The sequence below is a fragment of the Microbacterium sp. LWH3-1.2 genome (genome assembly GCF_040675855.1).
In the GTDB taxonomy this organism is placed as follows: domain Bacteria; phylum Actinomycetota; class Actinomycetes; order Actinomycetales; family Microbacteriaceae; genus Microbacterium.
This window is the reverse complement of the sequence record NZ_JBEGIK010000001.1, coordinates 143,762-162,549: the sequence shown is the minus strand read 5'-3', so window position 1 is coordinate 162,549 and position 18,788 is coordinate 143,762. Positions and strand designations below refer to the sequence as shown.

Here is an 18,788-nt window from a genome sequence, read left to right as displayed (position 1 = left end):
CCGTTCATCGAGCACGAGGCGGGGCAACGGATTCCCGCCATACGACCTTCTGTAGAGCCTCCTCCTGGGCGGGCGGCTCAGTTCCCCGGATGGCGGCGAGGAGGCGCTGCATCGAGGAGGACCCCAGGCGCTGGCGATCCTGGAACACGGTGGTGAGGGAGGGGATGAAATGCGCGCTCATGGTGAGGTCGTCCCAGCCGGTCACGCTCACATCCCCCGGAACCGTCCAGCCGCGCGAGACCGCGCCGCGGATGGCTCCGGCGGCGAGGACGTCGTTGGCGGCGATGATCGCCAGCGGCGGAGTGTCGTCGGGCAGAGCCTGCACGCTCCGGTTCGCGGTGACGCCGCTCCAGTCGCCTCCCGCCACGCCGACTGACTCAAGGCCCAGACGATCGATTGTCGCGAGGTAGGCGTCTCGGCGTGCGACTGCCGCCGGGTAGTCAGGCGGTCCTGCGATGTGGAGGAACCGTCGGTGGCCGATCTCCGCGAGCCTCTCCATCATCTCGGCCACGGGACGGGCGTCGCTGAAGGCGCCGGTGGCGTGCATGTTCTCGTCGAATTCGGACAAGGACAGCAGCACGGGAGCCGAGTCGGTCGAGGTCGGCTGCGGCGCCCGGATCGGAGTGAACGAGAGGATGCCCTCGTACTCGCCGGATTCGGCGACGGAAGCGAGGTCGTCCGCGCGCTCCTCGGGTGAGGACGAGAGGCTGATCACTTCGACGACGTAGCCGGCGTCGCGCGCCGTGGCGGCAGCTCCCTCGAGCACCGGGAAGAGATTCAGTCCCGAGACGGGGATGACGACGGCCAGCCGTCCCGTCCGATGGGTCCGCATGGATCGGGCGGCAAGATTCGGGCGATAGTTCAGTTCGGCCGCGGCCGCCAGCACGCGCTCGCGCGTTGCGGGCGAGATCCCGCTGCGGCCCGTGAAGACGAACGAGACCGTCGTCTGCGAGACACCCGCGCGACGGGCGACATCATGACTGGTCGGGCGTTTGCCCATGTGGTGATCCCCCATCGCCGACATCCTCCCCTGGAAAAGCACTTGACCGTGCGGACGTTGGCTCCATACTATCTACTACGTCTTAGTAATACGTAGTAAGGACTTGCGAGGAAGCAATGCTCAGAATCGGAATCATCGGCACCGGCAGCATCGCGAGTGCCCACATCAGTGGGTATCTGGCGTTTCCCGGGCAATGCGAGGTCGTCGCCCTCGCCGATGTCATGCCGGGCAAGGCGGCAGAGAAGGCCGAGTCGTCCGGGCTGAGGCACGCAATCGGATACGACGACCCGCTGCGGATGATCGCGCAGGCGCGCCTCGACCTGGTGAGCATCGCCACTCCGCCCTCGTCACACGCAGCGCTCGCGATCGCCGCGCTGGATGCGGGTGTGAACGTCCTCGTCGAGAAGCCGATGGCGCCGTCGCTCGAGGAGTGCGACGCGATGCTCGCGGCGCAGGAGCGCTCGGGAAAGACCCTCTCGGTCGTCGCGCAGAATCGCTTCCGCGACGACCTCGACACTCTTAAGCGCGTCGTCGATTCGGGACTTCTCGGCTCGATCTCTCACGTACGCGTGGACTCCGCCTGGTGGCGGGGTCTGCCGTACTACGACCTGTGGTGGCGCGGCACGTGGGAGAAGGAGGGCGGGGGCAGCACGCTCAACCATGCCATCCACCACATCGATCTGCTCCTCTGGCTCCTGGGTCGGCCGACGGAGATCACGGCGATGCTCGCGAACGCACAACACGACAACAGCGAGGTGGAGGATCTCTCCGTCGCGGTGCTCCGGTACGGACGGGGCCTGGCGCAACTGACGAGCTCGGTGGTGCATCACGGCGAAGAGCAGGAGATCGTCATCCAGGGAGAGCATGCCCGCGTCTCGCAGCCGTGGAAGGTCCTCGCCGAGCGAGCCGACGGCGGGGGATTCCCCGCCAACGGCGGCGACCCCGAACTCGTCGCCGCCATCGAGGCCGTCGCCTCGCAGCGCGAGCCGCTGCGCCACCGCGGACACGAGGGGCAGATCGGCGACCTGCTCGCCGCCGTCCGCGACCGCCGGGCACCTCTCGCGGACGGCCGGGATGGCCGCAACGCGATCGAGGTCGTCACCGCGATCTACAAGGCGGGCATCGAGCACACCTTCGTATCGCTGCCACTCAGTACGGACGACCCTTACTATCGCGGCGGTCAGCTCGTTGCGCATGCACCGCGCTTCTCCGAGAAGCGGTCGTCGCTGGTCGAGGCGGGTGCGTCATGAGCGCCTCGTCATTCCCGGGCGGCACATCGCTTTCGCACCTCGACATCTACGCGGATGCCGCTCCGGACGGCGTGTGCGGCGGAAGCCCGCACATGCATCTCGTCTCGACCGAGGCGTACGTCGTCGTGGAAGGGCGCGGCGCCCTGCAGACGATCGACGGCGAGGGCTTCCACGAGACCGAGCTCCACGCGGGTTCGGTCGTATGGTTCACACCCGGAACGATCCACCGAGCCGTGAACCACGGCGGTCTGCGGGTGATCGTCCTGATGAGCAATGCGGGGCTGCCCGAGGCGGGCGACGCGGTGATGACCTTCCCCGCCGACATCGTGGCAGACCCCGACGCGTACGCCGCGGCTGCGTCCCTCGGTAAGCCGGACGGCCGTGAGAAGCGTGCCTCGCGCCGTCGCGATCTCGCGGTGACCGGGTTCGACGCGCTGCGTGACGCCGTCATCGCCGGGGATCGCGGACCTCTTGAGCACTTCTACAAGGCGGCCGGCGCGCTCGTCCTTCGCAGCGCCGCCGCGTGGGCGCAGATCGTGCGGGAACGCCCGCTCGCCCAAGCTGAGCGGTCGCTCGCGCTCACGGAGGCGATCGCGAGCGGCGACGTCGCGCACCTGCGCGACGCGCGCGTGCGCGAAGCACCGACAGCGCCCGAGCGGAGCTTCGGCATGTGCGGACGCCTCCGCGCCTACGACGTCACCGATTCCGAGGAGAATCCCCGATGAACCACCCGTATAGCTTCGATCCTCTGCCGCAGCCGGCCGTCGCTCCCGGCGAGTTCGCCTTCGCCGCCGTGGGCCTGGACCATGGCCATATCTTCGGCATGACCGACGGCCTCATCGGCGCTGGAGCGACCGTGAAATGGGTGTACGACGAGAACCCCGGCCGGGTTGCGTCGTTCACGCAGCGGTACCCCACGGCCCGCCCCGCATCGTCGGAGCAGGAGGTGCTCGACGATCCAGAGGTGCGCCTCGTCGCCACGGCGGCCATCGCCTCGGAGCGCGCACCGATCGGCCTGCGCGCGATCGAGGCAGGGAAGGACGCATTCGTCGACAAGGCACCGCTGACCACGTTCGCCCAGCTCGCGGCCGTTCGCGAGGCGACGGCGCGCACCGGTCGCAAGTACGCGGTCTACTATGGCGAGCGCGTGCACTCGGAGGCTGCGATCCTCGCCGGCCAGCTCATCGAACGCGGCGCGATCGGCACCGTCCTGCAGGTGGTCTGCTTCGGACCGCATCGCATCGGCGGAGGACGGCCCGACTGGTTCTACGACCCCGAGCAGTATGGCGGCATCCTCTGCGACATCGGCAGCCACAACTTCGAGCAGATGCTCTTCTACACCGGCGCCACCGATGGGCGCGTGTCGACCTCGACGGTCGCGAACTATGCGCACTCCGACACGCCGGGGCTGCAGGACTTCGGCGACGCGCACGTCGTGCTCGACAACGGCACGACCGGCTACGTCCGCGTCGACTGGTTCACACCAGACGGTCTGGGTGTGTTCGGCGACGGGCGCACTCTCCTTCTGGGGACCGGCGGGTACATCGAGCTGCGCAAGTACATCGACGTCGCCACGGACAACGGCGGCGGCCAGGTCATCCTCGTCAACCAGGATGGCCAGTACCGCTTCGATGCGAACGGTATGACCGGATTCCCCTACTTCGGGCAGCTCATCCGCGACTGCATCGACCGAACCGAGACGGCGATGACCCAGGCCCACGCGCTCAAGGCCGCGGAACTCAGTCTTCACGCGCAAGGCGAAGCGCTCGTGCTCGCTCCGTAACGGCCATCTGAACCACGACGATGTGGAGTTCTCATGACACAGTCTCTTGAAACACCCCTGTCGCTGGTGGGCGATCCGCCTCCTGTCAACGAGACGCGGGCGATCACGACCGCACCGGCGAGGCGGCGTCTGTTCCGAAGCGACCGCAGTCCTCGCGCCAAGCAGTCGTGGCGTCGAGCTCTCGCCCGGGATTGGCGGCTCTACACGTTTCTCATCGCACCGCTGATCTTCCTGCTGGTGTTCAAATACGTCCCGATGCTGGGCAACATCATCGCCTTTCGTCGATTCCGCCCCGGAGGATCGATCTTCGGAGACGAATGGGTGGGGTTCTACTACTTCGAGGCGTTCATCTCGAACCAGCAGTTCTGGACGGTGTTCTGGAACACCGTGATCCTCGGAGCGCTCACGCTGCTGATCACCTTCCCGCTGCCGATCATCCTGGCTCTCATGCTCAACGAGCTGCGGTCACGGCGGTTCAAGCGGATCGCGCAGACGATCTCGTACCTGCCGCACTTCATGTCGGTCGTCATCGTCGCGGGGCTCGTCCTGCAGTTGACGGCACTCAATGGAACGGTCAACCAGGTGGTCGAGGCCATGGGCGCCGACCCGGTGCCGTTCATGCAGCGGCCGGAGTGGTTCCGCGCGATCTATGTGTCCTCCGAGGTGTGGCAGACCGTCGGCTGGGGCACGATCCTCTACCTCGCCGCCCTCACGACGATCGACGAGCAGCTGTACGAGGCGGCGCGGATCGACGGCGCGAACAGGTGGCAGCAGACGTGGCACATCACGCTGCCCGGCATTCAACCGACGATGATGGTGCTCCTCATCCTGAACATCGGCTCGTTCATGTCCGTCGGATTCGAGAAGGTGCTGCTGTTGCAGAACCCGCTCATCTACTCCACGGCCGACGTCATCGCCACCTACCTGTACCGCGTGGGCATCCAGTCGGCCCAGTTCTCCTACGGCACGGCCATCGGACTCTTCGAGGCCCTCATCGGCCTGGCACTCGTGCTCGGCGCGAACGCACTCTCTCGTCGAATGGTTGGAACGTCCCTATGGTGACCGAATCCCTGCCCCAGAAGCCCGATATCGCCCACGTCCGGAGGGAGGCCGGGGTCATTCGGGAATCGCGCGGGACCCAAGCGTTCCGCGCCGTCAACGTGATCTGCGTTCTGCTGGTCTGCGCCGTCACGCTGTACCCGTTCGTCAATCTGATCGCGAAGGCGTTCTCCTCCGAGGGCTACATCGCCGCCGGCGAGGTCAATCTCATCCCGCGCGGGTTCAACCTCGACACCTTCCGTGTCGTGCTGAGCGATCAGCTGTTCTGGACGAACTACGCGAACACGTTCCTCTACACGATCGTCGGGACGATCATCGCCATGGCGATGACCACGACATACGCGTATGCGCTCAGCAAGCCCTACCTCAAGGGACGCACGTTCTTCGTCGGCGTCGCGGTCTTCACGATGTTCTTCGGTGGCGGCCTCATTCCGAACTACATCCTCATCGCCAGCTATCTCGGCTGGCGCAACAGCATCTGGGCCATCGTCGTGCCGGGTGCCTTGAGCGTCTTCAACCTCCTCGTCATGAAGTCGTTCTTCGAGAACTTCCCCACAGATCTCGAGGAGGCGGCCGCGATCGACGGGCTGTCGACGTACGGCATCTTCTTCCGCATCGTTCTGCCGCTGTCCAAGGCGGTCATCGCGACGATGACGCTCTTCTACGCGGTGAGCCTCTGGAACTCCTGGTTCAGTGCCTTCCTGTTCATGGACGACAAGACCCAGTTCCCTGTGACGGTCTACCTGCGCAACCTCATCGCCGCTGCGACCGGAACACACGAGGCGACTGGCGGCGAGGCCGTTCAGATCGCGTCCAATATCCAGGCCGTCACGATGCTGCTCACCGTGCTACCGATCATCTGCCTCTACCCCTTCATCCAGCGCTACTTCGTCTCGGGCGTGATGCTCGGGTCTGTCAAGGGCTGACGATGAGCCTCGCTCGAATCCCATCCCCCCGAACGACGACGTTCACGAACAGGAGAAAATCATGACCATCACTCGCAAGGCACTCGCGGGCTTCGCGGGCCTCGCCATATGCGCGGTCGCCCTCGCCGCATGCTCGAACGGCCCGACCGACGAGCCCGTCGCGACTGACGGCGGAGCGACCATCGACGAGGCCCACTCCGTCGGAGCCATGGAGGACTTCGGCGTCGGCGTCACCTTCGAGGCGACCGAGCCGGTCGATTTCTCGATCATGTACCGCGACCATCCCAACTATCCCGTCAAGGACGACTGGTCGATCTTCCAGCACCTCGCGGACGACCAGAACGTCACGTTCTCTCGCACCGACATCCCGATGGCCGACTTCGATCAGAAGAAATCCCTGCTCATCGGCAGCGGTGAGGCGACCGACATCATCTCGTCGACCTACGCGGGCAGCGAGACGCAGTTCGTGTCGGGCGGCGCGCTTCTGCCGGTGTCGGATTACTTCGACTACCTCCCCAACTTCATGCAGAAGATCGAGGACTGGGGCCTGGAGGAGGACCTCGACAACCGTCGACAGGCGGACGGGAAGATCTACCATCTCCCTGGCCTCCGCGAGGCGCCGGACGTCCAGTACTCGGTCGTGATCCGCGAGGACCTCTGGGAGAGGGCCGGGATCGAGGGCGACCCTGCAACGTGGGACGAGTATCTCGAGCAGCTCGAGAAGGTGAAGGAGGCGAACCCGGAGATCGACTTCGCGATGTCGGACCGCTGGACGGACTCGCAGCCCCTGGGCTCGCTGCTCAGCGTCATGGCTCCGAATTACGGCACTGCTGCAGGATGGGGCTACTCGAACACCTGGTACGACAACGAGGCCGGGGACTACGTCTTCACGGGGACGACCGACGAGTACAAGGATGTCGTCACCTACGCCGCGGACCTGGTCGCAGCCGGGGTGCTCGACCCCGAGATCACGCAGAGCGACGACCAGGCGGTCCAGAAATTCGTCTCCGGTCGGTCGGCCGCCATCTCGGGGAACACCCAGGCGCTCGCCGAATATCGCGCCAAGCTCGCGGATGCGGGCAGGGGTGATGTTCCCATCCGGCTGATCTCGGTGCCGGGTGGACCGGCCGGGTCGAATATGGCGAGCGGGCGCTTCACTTCCGGGCTTCTCATCGGCAGCGAGGCAGCTGACAAGCCGTATTTCAAGGCGCTCCTGCAGTTCATCGACTGGCTCTACTACTCCGACGAAGGGCTCGAGTTCGCCCAGTGGGGCGTCGAAGGCGAGACCTTCTCCCGCGAGACCGACGGCACGCGCACGCTCAACGACGACATCGCCTGGAGTTCAATCAACGCGGGGGCGCCCAAGCTGCTGAATGCCGACTTCGGGTACAGCAACGGGGTCTTCCTGCTCGCCAACGGGTCTTCGCGCGACCTTGTGCTCTCGATGATGACCGATGAGGTCGCCACGTGGACCGAGGAGCAGCTCGACACGAAGGAGCAGCTGCCGACAGCACCCGCTCCGCTTCTGGACGAGATCGAACTCGAGCAGACGTCGCTTGTCCAGACGCAGCTCTCTGACGCTGTGCAGTCTGCGACCGCGGCGTTCATCACCGGCCAACGGTCGATCGAGGACGACTGGGACGCGTACGTCAGCGAGATGGAGAGCCTCGGGGCGAGTCAGCTCGTCGACACTTTCAACACGGCGCTGGAGCGCGGCCGCGGCAAGTCCGCAGAGTGAGACTCGGCGGGTCGGCCGCCTTCGTGCGGCCGACCCGCCATCCCCTTCCGGAGGAGAAGCAACATGAGCGTCGACCATCACCCGCGCGTGGCACTCATGGCGGACGAGATCGGGCGCGGACCGCTCTCCCGCGCCGCTGCCGCGGTGTATCGGATGCTGGTGCTCGAGCTCCAGCTCCTGCTCGCGACACTTCCCACGATCGGCGCCGTCCTGTTGCTCGACCGCGACCCGTCCAACCTGCCGCTGTTCATCCTTGCTCTGCTGCCGATCGCTCCGGCGCTCGTTGCCGGGGTGTCGGCAGTTCGCGCGGCGGCCCGTTCCAACGACCTCGCGCCGGGGAAGTACTTCTTCCGCGCGTATCGTCGAGACATCGCCGCGACGCTCGCCTGGGCTGTTCCCGTGAGCCTGCTGCTAGCGATACTGACGTTCAACCTCATCCATCTCGATGACGTCGACGGGGGAGCAGCGATGCGTCCCTTCGTGCTCTTCCTGGCGGCGCTCGTCATCGTCTGGGCCGGCCACATGCTCGTCCTCACGGCAGGTTTCCGCTTTCGAACCCGCGATGCCGCGCGCATCGCGCTTGCGCAGATCGTTCCTCGCTGGGGCTACTCGCTGGGCGTCCTGTCGCTCGTCCTCGTCGCCGCGTTCGTGGTTCTCATTGCGTCGGAGGTGATCCTGTTGCTCTTCCTGTGGGCGGGTGTCGGTCTCCTCACGCTGATGGCGCGTCCGGTGCTCCACCACGTCACGAAGAGGTTCACGGACCAGCATTACCACCAGATGCAGGATCCCGAGGGGAACGAGTTCTGCTCGCCGTGAGCCGGCACCGATGCGGACGGGTCGTCCGGTGCGGATCCCCGTGGGTTTCGTGTTTCCGGTGAGCCGCACGCCCCGTGTCATTTCGCGGCACGCGAAGATGGAGCCATGTCCTCCTCCGTCGAACGTCAGTCCAATCCGACTGCCTGGGCCGCGTTCTGGTGCGCGCTGGCCGGCCTGGTGCTCATGCCCATACCGCTTTTCATCGGGCTGATCCTGGGCGGCGCACTCTCCATCGTCGCCGCGATCCTCGCCGTGATCGCGCTCCTCAAGGGGCTCGCGCGGAGCGGCAAGGGCATCGCGCCCGTCGTCTTCGCCGCGATCTTCATCGCGCTCACGTGGGGCGGCATCTCGATCGGCGGCGGCACCATCTGGTAGGTCCCGGAGGCTTTAGGGGCGCAGCATCCTGCCGCTCGGATGCTCGTCGAGGTGACGGGCGAGGGTCTCGAGCAGGCCACGGGTGCCCTCTTCGCGATTCGGGCCGTCCGCCCAGAACTCGTCGAAGAAGACGCCGTGTTCGACATGGGTGAGCCTGGTGCCGCCCGTGATCTCCTCGAACTCGAACGACGCCACCGACGTCGACATGTGGGTGCCGTCGAGCCACATGTCGTAGGTCGTGACGATGCGAACGTGTTCGACGATGTCGGTGTAGACGGCCTCATACCGCGAGTGCGGGCCGCCGTGGAACCTCGCCTCGTCGACGTCGCGTCCGCCGACGCGGAAGTCGAACCTCCACTCGCCGGGCTCGTACGCGTCTGCGTCGCTGAGCCAGCGGCGCTTCTGCTCCCCGTCGGCGAACGCCTCCCAGACGCTGCTGACGGGTACGGGGTACTCGCGGGTGAGCGTGAACCCGGAGTGGGCGAGGCGGCGGTCGATCGTCATCGGGATGTGTCCTCGCGGGTGAAGGTGACGTGGATCGTGCCGCTCTCGGCGACCTGGGTCTGCACTGCATGAGTCGCTTCGAGGCTGCGGAGGTCGTCCCACACGCGGATCCCTCGGGCGAGCAGGATCGGCGCGATCGCGACGTGGAGGTCGTCGACGAGTCCGGCACGGAGGAACTCGCGTGCAGTGCTCACGCCGCCGCCGACCCGCACGTCGAGACCATCTGCGGAAGCCTGCGCCTCGGCCAGGACGTCCTCGATCGCGCCGTCGCGGAACTCGAACGTCGTCCCGCCGGCCATCGGGATCGACGGCCGCGGTGCGGAGTGCGTGAGCACGTAGACGGGGTAGCCGAATGGCGGCCGGTCGCCCCACCAGCCCTTCCAGTCCGGGTCATCGGGAAACGCATGCAGACCGAACATCGCGGCGCCCATGATCTCGGCGCCCACGCCCTCGAAGAACGCGGCGGCGAACGACTCATCGAGCCCGGTCGTCCCGGCTCCGCTCGTGTCGCCGAAGACCTTCCGCCGAAAGGTGCGCGTCGCCGCGTAGGCAGCGGTCAAGGGGCCCCAGTCCTCACCCATCGGGTTGTCGGCGTCGGGCTCTGGTGCGGACGTGTATCCGTCGAGCGACGAGAACAGATCGACGCGGACGCGGCTCATTTCAGATCTCCTGGGTGGTTGTGCGGGCGAGGTGGATGCCGAGGCGGTCTGCCTGGCGTTCCGCTGAAGTTCGCTGCTCGCCGAGCCAGAGGTGCAGGACGTCGAGCGCCCCGGGGCGCAGGCTCACGGTCCGGACCCGCCCCTGCTTGCTCGAAGCCACGACCCTCGCGTCCTCGAGGATCCGAAGGTGCTGAAGCAGCGACGGCAGCGCCATCGAGAACGGCGTCAGCAGATCGGAAACGACGGCCGGCGATTTCGCCAGTCGCTCGACGACCGCGCGTCGCGTCGGGTCCGCGAGAGCGCGGAGCACCGCGTCCAGCTCTGCGTAATAGTTAGGCATATGCCTAACTATTACGGATGGCCGGGATCCCGTCAAGATTCTCGCCCGACCGGCTGCGGGAGCGTCGGCTAGCATTCGGGGATGACGAACCCGGCATCGATCGACGACGTCCCGATCGGAGGCGAGTCCATTCGCCTCGGACAGTTCCTCAAGTTCGCCGGATTCCTCGACTCGGGTGGGAACGTGAAGGAAGCGATCATCGACGGGTACGTGCTCGTCAACGGCGAGGTAGATCGCCGGCGCGGACGGCAGCTGCAACTCGGCGACGTGGTCAGCTTCGAAGGACGCCGGGTGCGCGTCTGCCCGTAGATCTCCCGATGGGACCCGCGCCGGCAGGCCGTCACGCAGCGCGTTGTCGCGGAGGACCTCACCTCCGCGGTCGTGGCGGTCGTCGACGATCGCTGGGCCGACAATATCGAGGTGGCGCTTCAGCGGTCGGACAGCGCATCAGCACGGCGACCCGTGCTCGTACCATCTGAGGCATGACCCGTACCGCCTTCAAGCCCGGTGACGATGTCTTCACGACGAGATCACGCGGCTTCATCATCGACATGCGAGCGACGCCTTCCGGCAAGTGGGTATTCGGCGTCGAGGGGGCCGACGGCGAGGTGAGCTACTTCACCAGCGCGGGTCTGCGGCTCGCAGAGCACTGACGCGGACCCACCACCGGCCGGGGCTCCCAACCGCACTTCGAGCGGCAGCGACGGACGGGCTCCTTGCCCTGAACACGTGCCTGGTCCGCGTCGTCTGGACGCGACCGCGGCTGTCGACCCGGGAACGCCGCCCGTTTACGCTCGTCGTGTGCTCACCGATCGCGACATCGCACGCTGGCGACTGCACTCGCAGCATCTGGCGGCGCCCGTCCACTGCGCGGAGGACGTCGTGCGTTCGCTCCTCGCCGTGCAGGCTGAGAATCCGTCGCAGTCGGCGTGGGCCGTCGCCACTCGCACGCACGACCCGCGCCCGGCCGACCTCGCCGGTCTGCTGGCGAGCGGACGCGTACTGAGGACGCACGTGCTGCGTCCGACATGGCACTACGTCCTCGCCGACGACGCGCTGTGGCTCCTCGAGCTCACCCGCGCCCGCGTGCTGTCGACGGTGGACCAGCAGCTCGTCGCGCTCGGCGATCGCCTGACCGCCCTCACCGACGCCGTGCTCGCAACGCTGGCCGAGTCCCCGGACCGCACGCGCACCGACCTCGCCGACGCCCTCGTGGAGCGCGGTCACGAGCTGACCGGGATGCAGCTCATGCTCCTGGCGGCCCATCTCGAGCTGCATGCCCGGATCTGCAGCGGAATCCCGCGTGACGGAGAGCACACCTACGCGCTCTTCTCGGACCGGGTCGTCGCACCTCGGCGTCTGTCTCGTGACGAGGCGCTCGTCGAACTCGCCCTCCGCTACTTCACCTCACACGGGCCCGCCACCGCGCGCGACCTCGCGTACTGGGCGACTCTCACCCTCACCGATGTGCGCCGCGGACTCGCGGGCGCGGCGGACCGACTCGAGTCGTTCGATCACGACGATCGCACCTATTGGCACGCTCCCGGGCGGCCCGCAGCATCCGTCTCGCCGAAAGGCCACCTGTTGCAGGTGCTCGACGAGATGTATCGCGGCTATCAGGACTCGCGCTGGGCGCTCGATGCCGACGGACTGCTGTCGCGGGGGCGCGAGAGCGCGATCGGAATGGCGCTCGTCGACGGGCAGGTGGTCGCGGGGATGAAGCGGACGCTCACGACGCGGGTGGCGACCTTCGAGATCCGCCCGCTGCGGCGTCTCGCTCCTGATGAAGAAGACGCGATCCAGGATGCTGCCGCCCGCTGCGCCCGCTACCTCGAACTCGAGCCGCGCCTGGTATGGCAAGAGCCGCCGGGCGTCGGCCGAGCGTGAGGCGGGAGGGGTCAGCTGATCGATGCCGCCGCGGCACGGATCGCCTCGAGCGTCGCGTCCGGCTGCGACACCATCGAGACGTGCGATGCATCGACCTCGGTGATGGTGGCTCCGGCACGCCGGGCCATGCGGCGCTGTGTGTCGATCGGGATGACGCGGTCCTCGGTGCCGAGGACCGCCCAGCTCGGAATCGTCTTCCATGCGGGCGCGGCCGAGGGCGTCACGTTCGCGACGAAGGATGCCGGACGCTGGGTCGCGACGATGGTCCACCGGTCGGCTTCCGGCAGGTCCTGCGCGAACGCGTCGTGCACCGTCTGCGGCTTGAGGAAGGCCTCGGCGGCTCCCTCCGGCGCGCCCGGGTAGCCGGCGACGTCGAGCACCGTGGTCGGATCCGCGACCGCGAGGGCGGAGCCCGATCCCTCGAGGATCCCGACGACGGTCTCGCCTTCGTCGGGGATGAAGGCATCGACGTACACCAGCGCCTTCACGTCGCCCCCGTGTGCGCCGGCGTTCGTGATCACCGCACCTCCGTAGGAGTGACCGACGAGCACGACGGGTCCACTCGTCCGCTGCGCGAGGAACGACGCGATGTAGGCCGCGTCGGCGGTCAGCCCGCGCAGCTCGTTCGGCGGGGCGAGGACCGTGTACCCCTCCGCCTGGAGAGGAACGCTCACGGCGTTCCAGCTGGATGCGTCGGCCCACGCGCCGTGCACGAGGACGATGGTCGGCTTGCTGTCTGACATTCGACTTCCCATCTGTGGCGCCGCCCCCCGGCGGCTGCGGATGAACAAAGTCGCGTCGTGTGCTGTCCTGGACGCGCTGTCCGACACCTTAGGGCCGCGCACGGCGCCGGCGCCAGCGTTGTCCGGATGGCGGGGTGCTGAACGCTCGACGATGGTCGCGCGCGACGCGACAGACGCCGCCTGTCAATGGGTATCTGCCGCCGGGCTGACGTGCCTAGCCTGGGGCGATGGCAGTGAGAGAGCTGTGGCTCGTCCGGCACGGTGAGAGCACCGGGAACATCGCGGCGACGCGCGCCGAGATCGAAGGTCTCGACGTGATCCCGCTCGACGTGCGGGATGCTGATGTCCCTCTTTCCGGGACCGGTCAGCAGCAGGCGGCCGCGCTCGGCGCGTGGCTCGCCGGCCACCGTGACGACATCGACCTGTATTGGGTGTCGCCCTACGCCCGAGCCCGGGAGACGCTCGCTATCGCGCTGGGCGACGGAGCGGCCGGCCCTCATGACGGAGCAGCCGGCCTGCGGGTCTTCGTCGACGAGCGGCTGCGCGACCGCGAGCTCGGCATCCTGGATCTGCTCACGAGGCAGGGAGTCGCGCGTCGTCACCCCGAGGAATTCTCGCGCCGCCGCCACCTCGGCAAGTTCTACCATCGGCCACCCGGGGGCGAGTCCTGGGCGGACGTCGCCCTGCGACTCCGGTCGTTCCTGCGCGAGGCGCTGGACAGCGGTCCCGACACGGCGATGCTGGTCGTGCACGATGCGGTGGTCATGCTGTTGCTATACATCCTGCTTCCGCTGCGGGAGGACGAGCTCCTCAGCTTCGCTGACGATCACACCGTCTTGAACGCCTCGATCACCCACCTGGTCCGGGCCGATGCCGGCTGGGAGCTCGCCGCGTTCTCGGATGTCGCGCACCTCCAGCGCGAGGGCGCCGATGTCACCGCTCACCCCGGGGATCCCGATGTCCAGCCGCGCTGAGCCCGTCACCGATGCGCTCCTGCGGGAGTGGGGCCTGCCCGGGCCGGGCGACTCGAAGAAGTCCCGCGGCGACGTCGTGGTCGTCGGCGGATCGCGCACCTCACCCGGAGCGGTGCTCCTCGCGGGGGAGTCGGCGCTGCGGGTCGGTGCCGGACGCGTAGCGCTCGCGGTGCCCCAGTCGATCGACGCGCAGGTGGGTATCGGGCTTCCGGAAGCCGGCATCCTGGCGCTCCCGGACGGTGCCGACGCGCCGCTGGACGGAGAGCTGGGCGAGAGGGTCGCCGCGGCCGATGCGGTGCTGATCGGGCCCGGCTTCAGCGACGCCGACGAGACGCGGGCGACGCTGCGCACCGTCGCGGCGACAGGACCTCGCCTGGTCGTGCTCGACGCCTTCGCGCTCGGAGTGCTTCCCGAGATCGATCGCGGCAGCCTTCCCGACGACCTCCTCCTGAACCCCAACAAGGACGAGGCGAAGATCCTGCTCGGCCGCGAGTTCGCCGACGACGTGGCCGACGTCTGCGAGATCGCCGCGGCCTTCGACGCGGTCGTGAACTGCTACGGCGTGGTGGCCTGCCCGGACGGGCGCGCATGGCGGCTCGACGACGGCGACGGCGGGCTGGGCACGTCCGGCAGCGGCGATGTGCTCGCCGGCGCCATCGCAGGGTTCGCCGCACGCGGCGTGGATCCGGCTCGTGCCGCGGTGTGGGGATCCTGGGCGCATGCTCGCGCGGGGGTCCGCCTCGGGGAGCGGATCGGACTCGGGTACCTCGCGCGAGATCTCGCGCGCGAACTGACTCCGGCCATCCATAGCCTCAGCGGATAACCAATGCTCCGCTCGACCGTGGGGACCGCTCGACCACAGCGCCACTCATTCCCCGTGGGGACGCACCGCGGAGGACAGGGGGCGCGCTACCTGCGCTGCTCGAAGGCCCCCGCGGTGACCGGAATGGCGACCGCGGCGACGATGCAGAGCAGGCCGGCGACGAACACCAGGGCCGGAAGGATCGGTGACGCGAACGACAAGCCCAGGATCACCATTCCGCCGATGAGCAGGATCAGATAGAGCACGAACAGCATCGCCAACCTCCAGGATCGCCTGCCTCATTGATACCCCAACCCCGGTGCGGCGGGAAGAGCGCCATCACTGGCACACCGCCGAGGCGAGGGCGAGAATGACGCCATGAGACTTGTGCAGGTGGCCCAGCACGCCGACGACCTCGAGCGTGCCGCCGGCTTCTACGCCGCTCTCCTCGGCACCGACGCGACGGCGATCTTCGATCCGCCGGGTCTGCTCTTCTTCGACCTCGACGGGGTCCGGCTGCTGCTCGACCGCAACGCCCCGACGGCGCTGCTGTACCTGCACGTCGACGATGTGGTGGCAGCTCTCGGGCGGATCGGTGAACTGGCCGAGGTCGTCTCGCCGCCGCACGTGATCTTCACCCACGACGACGACACCCTCGGACCGGCCGGCCACCGCGAGTGGCAGGCGTTCGTCAAGGACTCCGAGGGCAACACCGTGGGCCTCGTCTCGTTCCGGCCCGTCGCCGCCTGACGGCGCCACGCTGCACCATGGATGCGCCGATGAAGAGGCATCCTGCTCATATCGAGTCGATAACAGGCGTCAGACTGCGCGCCCCGATCGGGTTAGCCTGGTCGCGATGAGCGCCTACGTCTCGGCATTCGAGCTGTTCTCCATCGGCGTAGGACCCTCGAGCTCCCACACGGTCGGCCCCATGCGGGCCGCCTACGATTTCGTCGTCCGTCTCCGCGAGACCGGCGTGCTGCCGCGCGTCGGCCGCGTCACCTGCACGCTGTACGGCTCGCTGGGCGCGACAGGCATCGGTCACGGCACGCCCGACGCCGTCGTCGCGGGTCTGCAGGGTCTCGAGCCGGAGTCGGTGGATCCGGATGCTGTGCGCTCGGCGTGGACAGACTGGCCCGACGGGCGCGCGCTCGAGTTGGCCGGTACGCACCCGGTGCCGTTCGAACGCGGCGACGTCGTTTTCGCCCCCCGCACGCACCTGCCCGCCCACCCGAACGCGATGAGGCTCGAGGCATGGGCCTCACCGGGCGACGGCCCCGCGCGTTCCCTCTCCACGCCCGGGATCCGGCGGACAGGCTTGACGGCGCCGGTCGAGCCGGTGAGCGGGACGGATGCCGGAATCGTCGTCCGCGAGACCTACTACTCCGTCGGCGGCGGCTTCATCCGCCGCGACGGCGAGGTGGCGCAGGTGCGCCCGCACGCGTTCCCCCTGGACTTCTCGAGCGCCGAGGAGCTGCTCGCGGTGTGCGACGAGCGGGGCATCACCATCGCCGAGGCCGCGCGTATGAACGAGGAGTCCCTGCGTCGCGACGAGGACATCGCGGAGGGCCTCGACATGATCTGGGACGCGATGGCCGCGTGCGTCGAGGCAGGTCTCCAGTCCGTGGGTGTGCTCCCTGGAATGCTGGGCGTAAAGCGCCGAGCCTCATCCATCCGCGAGCAGCTCGAGGCGGCCGAGGCCGACGGTCGGCGAGAGCTCCCGGGGGAGTGGCTGGGCGCATTCGCGCTCGCGGTGAACGAGGAGAACGCCGCGGCCGGGCGCGTGGTGACCGCGCCGACGAACGGTGCCGCCGGCATCGTGCCAGCCGTCGCGATGTACTGGTGGCGCTTTCTCGCCGACTCCGGCCTCGGAGCCGGCAATGCGGTGACGCCGTACGGCGAGCTGGTCGGCAGCGCCCTGCTCGGCTACCACGGGCATGCGGCGACCTCCGAACAGGCCGCAGGCTGGGATGACGAGCAGGTCGCAGAGGCCAATCGTCGCAGAGGCATCCGCCGGTTCCTTCTCACCGCCACGGCGCTGGGCTCGCTGTTCAAGGCCAACGCCTCGATCTCGGGTGCCGAAGGGGGCTGCCAGGCGGAGGTCGGGTCGGCGTGCGCGATGGCCGCGGGCGGTCTCACCGCGGTGATGGGTGGCACGAACCGGCAGATCGAGAACGCTGCGGAGATCGCCATGGAGCACCATCTGGGTCTCACCTGCGACCCCGTCGGCGGCCTCGTGCAGATCCCGTGCATCGAGCGCAACGCGATCGCCGCGTCGACCGCGGTCACGGCTGCGCGCCTCGCCCTGCGCGGCGACGGCTCGCACTATGTCTCGCTCGACGCGGTGGTCGAGACCATGCGCCAGACCGGCGTCGACATGTCGCACAAGTACAAGGAGACGAGCGAGGGCGGTCTCGCCGTGAACGTCATCGAGTGTTGAGCCGAGCCGGCCGCCTGCGCACGAAAGATGGCGGCGGTGGCCGCGTGGGGTGACCTGAGCGGCGCCGGCTGCCGGGGGAGGGGGGCCGATCCCGGGCCGCGTTCGTTCACGGCGAACGCCGAACCACTTAGCACTCCGCACCCGAGAGTGCTAATCTGAGCATAGTTGAGCCGATACGACTCAACCTCAGAAACGAGAGGAGATAACCATGGCCACTTACGACCCGTTCCGGGACCTCGACCGCCTTGCGGCCGGTCTCTTCGACGCGCGCCGCGGCCCGCGCCGCATGCCGATGGACCTGTACCGCGACGGCGATCACTACGTCCTGACGGCCGACCTTCCGGGCATCGACCCGGGCTCGGTCGACATCGACGTCGACGGACAGCTGCTCACCATCCGCGCGGAGCGCACGCTGACGAGCGGCGACGACGTCAAGTGGATCACACGCGAGCGAGAGGCGGCGAGCTTCCTGCGCCAGCTCAACCTGGGCCAGGGCGTCGACACCGAGCGCATCTCGGCGAGCTACAACAACGGCGTGCTGAGCGTGACGATCCCGGTCAGCGAGAGGGCGAAGCCGCGCAAGATCGAGGTCATGTCCGAGGGTGGCGCGCCCACGATCACGGCACACGAGTCCGACGCCCCGCAGCCGATCGAGCAGTAGGGCCATTCCAGAACACGGATGCCTCCCGCCGACCGAGCGGCGAGGCATCCGTTCTGTCGTCTACGGTCGAGCGGTTCCGGTGAAGTGCCTGCGGCAGCGGGCCTGGTAGGACTCGATCCCCCCGACGTGCGCGGGCGTCGGCACACCGGCATCGCCGGCGGGAACCCCGGCGATGCGCTGGTGGAACGCGGCGTCCTCCCCGCAAACCGCGCACACCGCGGTGAGCTTCAGTACATCCTCCGCCATCGCCATCAGCTCCGGCAGCGGCTCGAACGGCCGGCCGTCGAACGTGATGCACAGCCCCGACACCACCACGGTCACCCCGCCGGCGACCAGCTCGTCGACGGCGGGGACGAGGTCGGTGCCGAAGAACTGAGCCTCGTCTATGGCGACGAGGTCGAGGCCGCGGCCTCGAACCCCGGTGACGAGGGAGGCGACGTCGGGCACGGACCGCGACGGCACGCTCAGCCCCGAGTGCGAGCTCACGAGCCCCTCGCCCCGGCGATCGTCGAGGGCGTGGCTCACCACCTCGACCTCGAGCCCGGCGATGCGCGCGCGGCGGACGCGGCGCAGCAGCTCCTCCGACTTTCCGGCGAACATCGGGCCGGCGACGACCTGCAGCCTTGCCTGCGTGCGCGTGTGCATGGCGTCAGACTACGTCCGCCGAGGATCGAACGACTCGACCCTGGAGCGTCAGCAAGGATGCCGGCCGGCCGTCGCCGTGCCCGGCCGCCGGACCCGCTTCCCGTACACCGCGAAGGACGTCGCGCCCGGCCTCGGGCTCGGTCACCATCGACGGTGTCACCCATGACGGACGTCTCCGCGAGATCC

At 68.2% G+C, this 18,788-nt stretch carries 23 protein-coding genes; 16 read left to right on the top strand and 7 right to left on the bottom strand.

From position 1 onward, the window contains the following. Positions 1 to 4 precede the first annotated feature (4 nt). Complete coding sequence (locus MRBLWH3_RS00795) at positions 5 to 1,015, bottom strand: LacI family DNA-binding transcriptional regulator (protein WP_363427760.1); 1,011 nt, start codon at positions 1,013 to 1,015, stop codon at positions 5 to 7. Between the two features lie 101 nt (positions 1,016 to 1,116). Between MRBLWH3_RS00795 and MRBLWH3_RS00790 the strand changes: the two genes are divergently transcribed. The 8 genes from MRBLWH3_RS00790 to MRBLWH3_RS00755 all read left to right on the top strand — a co-directional run bounded on the left by MRBLWH3_RS00790 (position 1,117) and on the right by MRBLWH3_RS00755 (position 8,947). Beyond that, on the top strand, positions 1,117 to 2,250 hold the full coding sequence (locus MRBLWH3_RS00790; protein ID WP_363427758.1) for a Gfo/Idh/MocA family protein: 1,134 nt from the start codon (positions 1,117 to 1,119) through the stop codon (positions 2,248 to 2,250). Continuing rightward, positions 2,247 to 2,975: a cupin domain-containing protein gene (locus tag MRBLWH3_RS00785; protein WP_363427756.1), complete on the top strand. Its 729-nt coding sequence runs from the start codon at positions 2,247 to 2,249 to the stop codon at positions 2,973 to 2,975. Before MRBLWH3_RS00790 ends, MRBLWH3_RS00785 begins: the two co-directional genes overlap by 4 nt. Then, entirely contained in the window at positions 2,972 to 4,033 is a 1,062-nt protein-coding gene (locus tag MRBLWH3_RS00780) for a Gfo/Idh/MocA family protein (protein WP_363427754.1), read from the top strand. Before MRBLWH3_RS00785 ends, MRBLWH3_RS00780 begins: the two co-directional genes overlap by 4 nt. Before the next feature lie 33 nt (positions 4,034 to 4,066). Then, positions 4,067 to 5,095: an ABC transporter permease gene (locus MRBLWH3_RS00775; protein WP_363427752.1), complete on the top strand. Its 1,029-nt coding sequence runs from the start codon at positions 4,067 to 4,069 to the stop codon at positions 5,093 to 5,095. Continuing rightward, entirely contained in the window at positions 5,089 to 6,018 is a 930-nt protein-coding gene (locus MRBLWH3_RS00770; RefSeq protein WP_363427750.1) for a carbohydrate ABC transporter permease, read from the top strand. Before MRBLWH3_RS00775 ends, MRBLWH3_RS00770 begins: the two co-directional genes overlap by 7 nt. A gap of 61 nt (positions 6,019 to 6,079) precedes the next feature. Continuing rightward, positions 6,080 to 7,756 carry an extracellular solute-binding protein gene (locus tag MRBLWH3_RS00765; protein ID WP_363427748.1) on the top strand — a complete coding sequence of 559 codons (1,677 nt, stop codon included), beginning with the start codon at positions 6,080 to 6,082 and terminating at the stop codon, positions 7,754 to 7,756. 63 nt (positions 7,757 to 7,819) lie between these two features. Further along, positions 7,820 to 8,572 (top strand): hypothetical protein, encoded by a 753-nt coding sequence (locus MRBLWH3_RS00760; RefSeq protein ID WP_363427746.1) that lies wholly within the window; start codon positions 7,820 to 7,822, stop codon positions 8,570 to 8,572. A gap of 105 nt (positions 8,573 to 8,677) precedes the next feature. Further along, positions 8,678 to 8,947: a hypothetical protein gene (locus MRBLWH3_RS00755; RefSeq protein ID WP_363427744.1), complete on the top strand. Its 270-nt coding sequence runs from the start codon at positions 8,678 to 8,680 to the stop codon at positions 8,945 to 8,947. A 12-nt stretch (positions 8,948 to 8,959) separates the two neighbouring features. On the opposite strand, the gene MRBLWH3_RS00750 is transcribed toward MRBLWH3_RS00755, so the two are convergent. Genes MRBLWH3_RS00750 through MRBLWH3_RS00740 form a run of 3 tightly spaced genes read right to left on the bottom strand, consistent with a single transcriptional unit; the run spans position 8,960 to position 10,450 of the window. After that, complete coding sequence (locus MRBLWH3_RS00750; RefSeq protein WP_363427742.1) at positions 8,960 to 9,451, bottom strand: SRPBCC domain-containing protein; 492 nt, start codon at positions 9,449 to 9,451, stop codon at positions 8,960 to 8,962. Further along, a complete protein-coding gene (locus tag MRBLWH3_RS00745; protein WP_363427740.1) occupies positions 9,448 to 10,110 on the bottom strand; it encodes a dihydrofolate reductase family protein in 663 nt (220 codons plus the stop codon). The genes MRBLWH3_RS00750 and MRBLWH3_RS00745 overlap by 4 nt, the downstream gene beginning before the upstream one ends. A 1-nt stretch (position 10,111) precedes the next feature. Continuing rightward, positions 10,112 to 10,450 carry an ArsR/SmtB family transcription factor gene (locus tag MRBLWH3_RS00740; RefSeq protein WP_363427738.1) on the bottom strand — a complete coding sequence of 113 codons (339 nt, stop codon included), beginning with the start codon at positions 10,448 to 10,450 and terminating at the stop codon, positions 10,112 to 10,114. 81 nt (positions 10,451 to 10,531) lie between these two features. Here MRBLWH3_RS00740 and MRBLWH3_RS00735 point away from each other — a divergent pair, with 81 nt between their 5' ends. The 3 genes from MRBLWH3_RS00735 (at position 10,532) to MRBLWH3_RS00725 (ending at position 12,337) form a co-directional block, all read left to right on the top strand. Then, positions 10,532 to 10,759, top strand: coding sequence for an RNA-binding S4 domain-containing protein (locus MRBLWH3_RS00735; protein ID WP_363427736.1), 228 nt, complete (start codon positions 10,532 to 10,534; stop codon positions 10,757 to 10,759). 173 nt (positions 10,760 to 10,932) lie between these two features. Further along, a complete protein-coding gene (locus MRBLWH3_RS00730; RefSeq protein ID WP_363427734.1) occupies positions 10,933 to 11,103 on the top strand; it encodes a hypothetical protein in 171 nt (56 codons plus the stop codon). 148 nt (positions 11,104 to 11,251) lie between these two features. Further along, positions 11,252 to 12,337 carry a winged helix DNA-binding domain-containing protein gene (locus tag MRBLWH3_RS00725; protein ID WP_363427732.1) on the top strand — a complete coding sequence of 362 codons (1,086 nt, stop codon included), beginning with the start codon at positions 11,252 to 11,254 and terminating at the stop codon, positions 12,335 to 12,337. A gap of 11 nt (positions 12,338 to 12,348) precedes the next feature. Here the strand turns inward: MRBLWH3_RS00725 and MRBLWH3_RS00720 are convergent, their stop codons facing one another. After that, positions 12,349 to 13,080 carry an alpha/beta fold hydrolase gene (locus MRBLWH3_RS00720; protein ID WP_363427730.1) on the bottom strand — a complete coding sequence of 244 codons (732 nt, stop codon included), beginning with the start codon at positions 13,078 to 13,080 and terminating at the stop codon, positions 12,349 to 12,351. 227 nt (positions 13,081 to 13,307) lie between these two features. Here MRBLWH3_RS00720 and MRBLWH3_RS00715 point away from each other — a divergent pair, with 227 nt between their 5' ends. Beyond that, positions 13,308 to 14,054, top strand: a complete 747-nt coding sequence (locus MRBLWH3_RS00715) for a histidine phosphatase family protein (RefSeq protein WP_363427728.1) — start codon at positions 13,308 to 13,310, stop codon at positions 14,052 to 14,054. After that, on the top strand, positions 14,038 to 14,877 hold the full coding sequence (locus tag MRBLWH3_RS00710; RefSeq protein WP_363427726.1) for an ADP-dependent NAD(P)H-hydrate dehydratase: 840 nt from the start codon (positions 14,038 to 14,040) through the stop codon (positions 14,875 to 14,877). Before MRBLWH3_RS00715 ends, MRBLWH3_RS00710 begins: the two co-directional genes overlap by 17 nt. Before the next feature lie 86 nt (positions 14,878 to 14,963). Here the strand turns inward: MRBLWH3_RS00710 and MRBLWH3_RS00705 are convergent, their stop codons facing one another. Further along, positions 14,964 to 15,131, bottom strand: coding sequence for a hypothetical protein (locus MRBLWH3_RS00705; RefSeq protein WP_310285476.1), 168 nt, complete (start codon positions 15,129 to 15,131; stop codon positions 14,964 to 14,966). 103 nt (positions 15,132 to 15,234) lie between these two features. Here MRBLWH3_RS00705 and MRBLWH3_RS00700 point away from each other — a divergent pair, with 103 nt between their 5' ends. The 3 genes from MRBLWH3_RS00700 to MRBLWH3_RS00690 all read left to right on the top strand — a co-directional run bounded on the left by MRBLWH3_RS00700 (position 15,235) and on the right by MRBLWH3_RS00690 (position 17,957). Then, positions 15,235 to 15,606 carry a VOC family protein gene (locus tag MRBLWH3_RS00700; protein ID WP_363427724.1) on the top strand — a complete coding sequence of 124 codons (372 nt, stop codon included), beginning with the start codon at positions 15,235 to 15,237 and terminating at the stop codon, positions 15,604 to 15,606. 106 nt (positions 15,607 to 15,712) lie between these two features. Beyond that, positions 15,713 to 17,296 carry an L-serine ammonia-lyase, iron-sulfur-dependent, subunit alpha gene (locus MRBLWH3_RS00695; protein WP_363427722.1) on the top strand — a complete coding sequence of 528 codons (1,584 nt, stop codon included), beginning with the start codon at positions 15,713 to 15,715 and terminating at the stop codon, positions 17,294 to 17,296. A 208-nt stretch (positions 17,297 to 17,504) separates the two neighbouring features. After that, on the top strand, positions 17,505 to 17,957 hold the full coding sequence (locus MRBLWH3_RS00690; protein WP_363427720.1) for an Hsp20/alpha crystallin family protein: 453 nt from the start codon (positions 17,505 to 17,507) through the stop codon (positions 17,955 to 17,957). Between the two features lie 60 nt (positions 17,958 to 18,017). On the opposite strand, the gene MRBLWH3_RS00685 is transcribed toward MRBLWH3_RS00690, so the two are convergent. Beyond that, entirely contained in the window at positions 18,018 to 18,602 is a 585-nt protein-coding gene (locus MRBLWH3_RS00685; RefSeq protein WP_363427718.1) for a thymidine kinase, read from the bottom strand. Between the last annotated feature and the right edge of the window lie 186 nt (positions 18,603 to 18,788).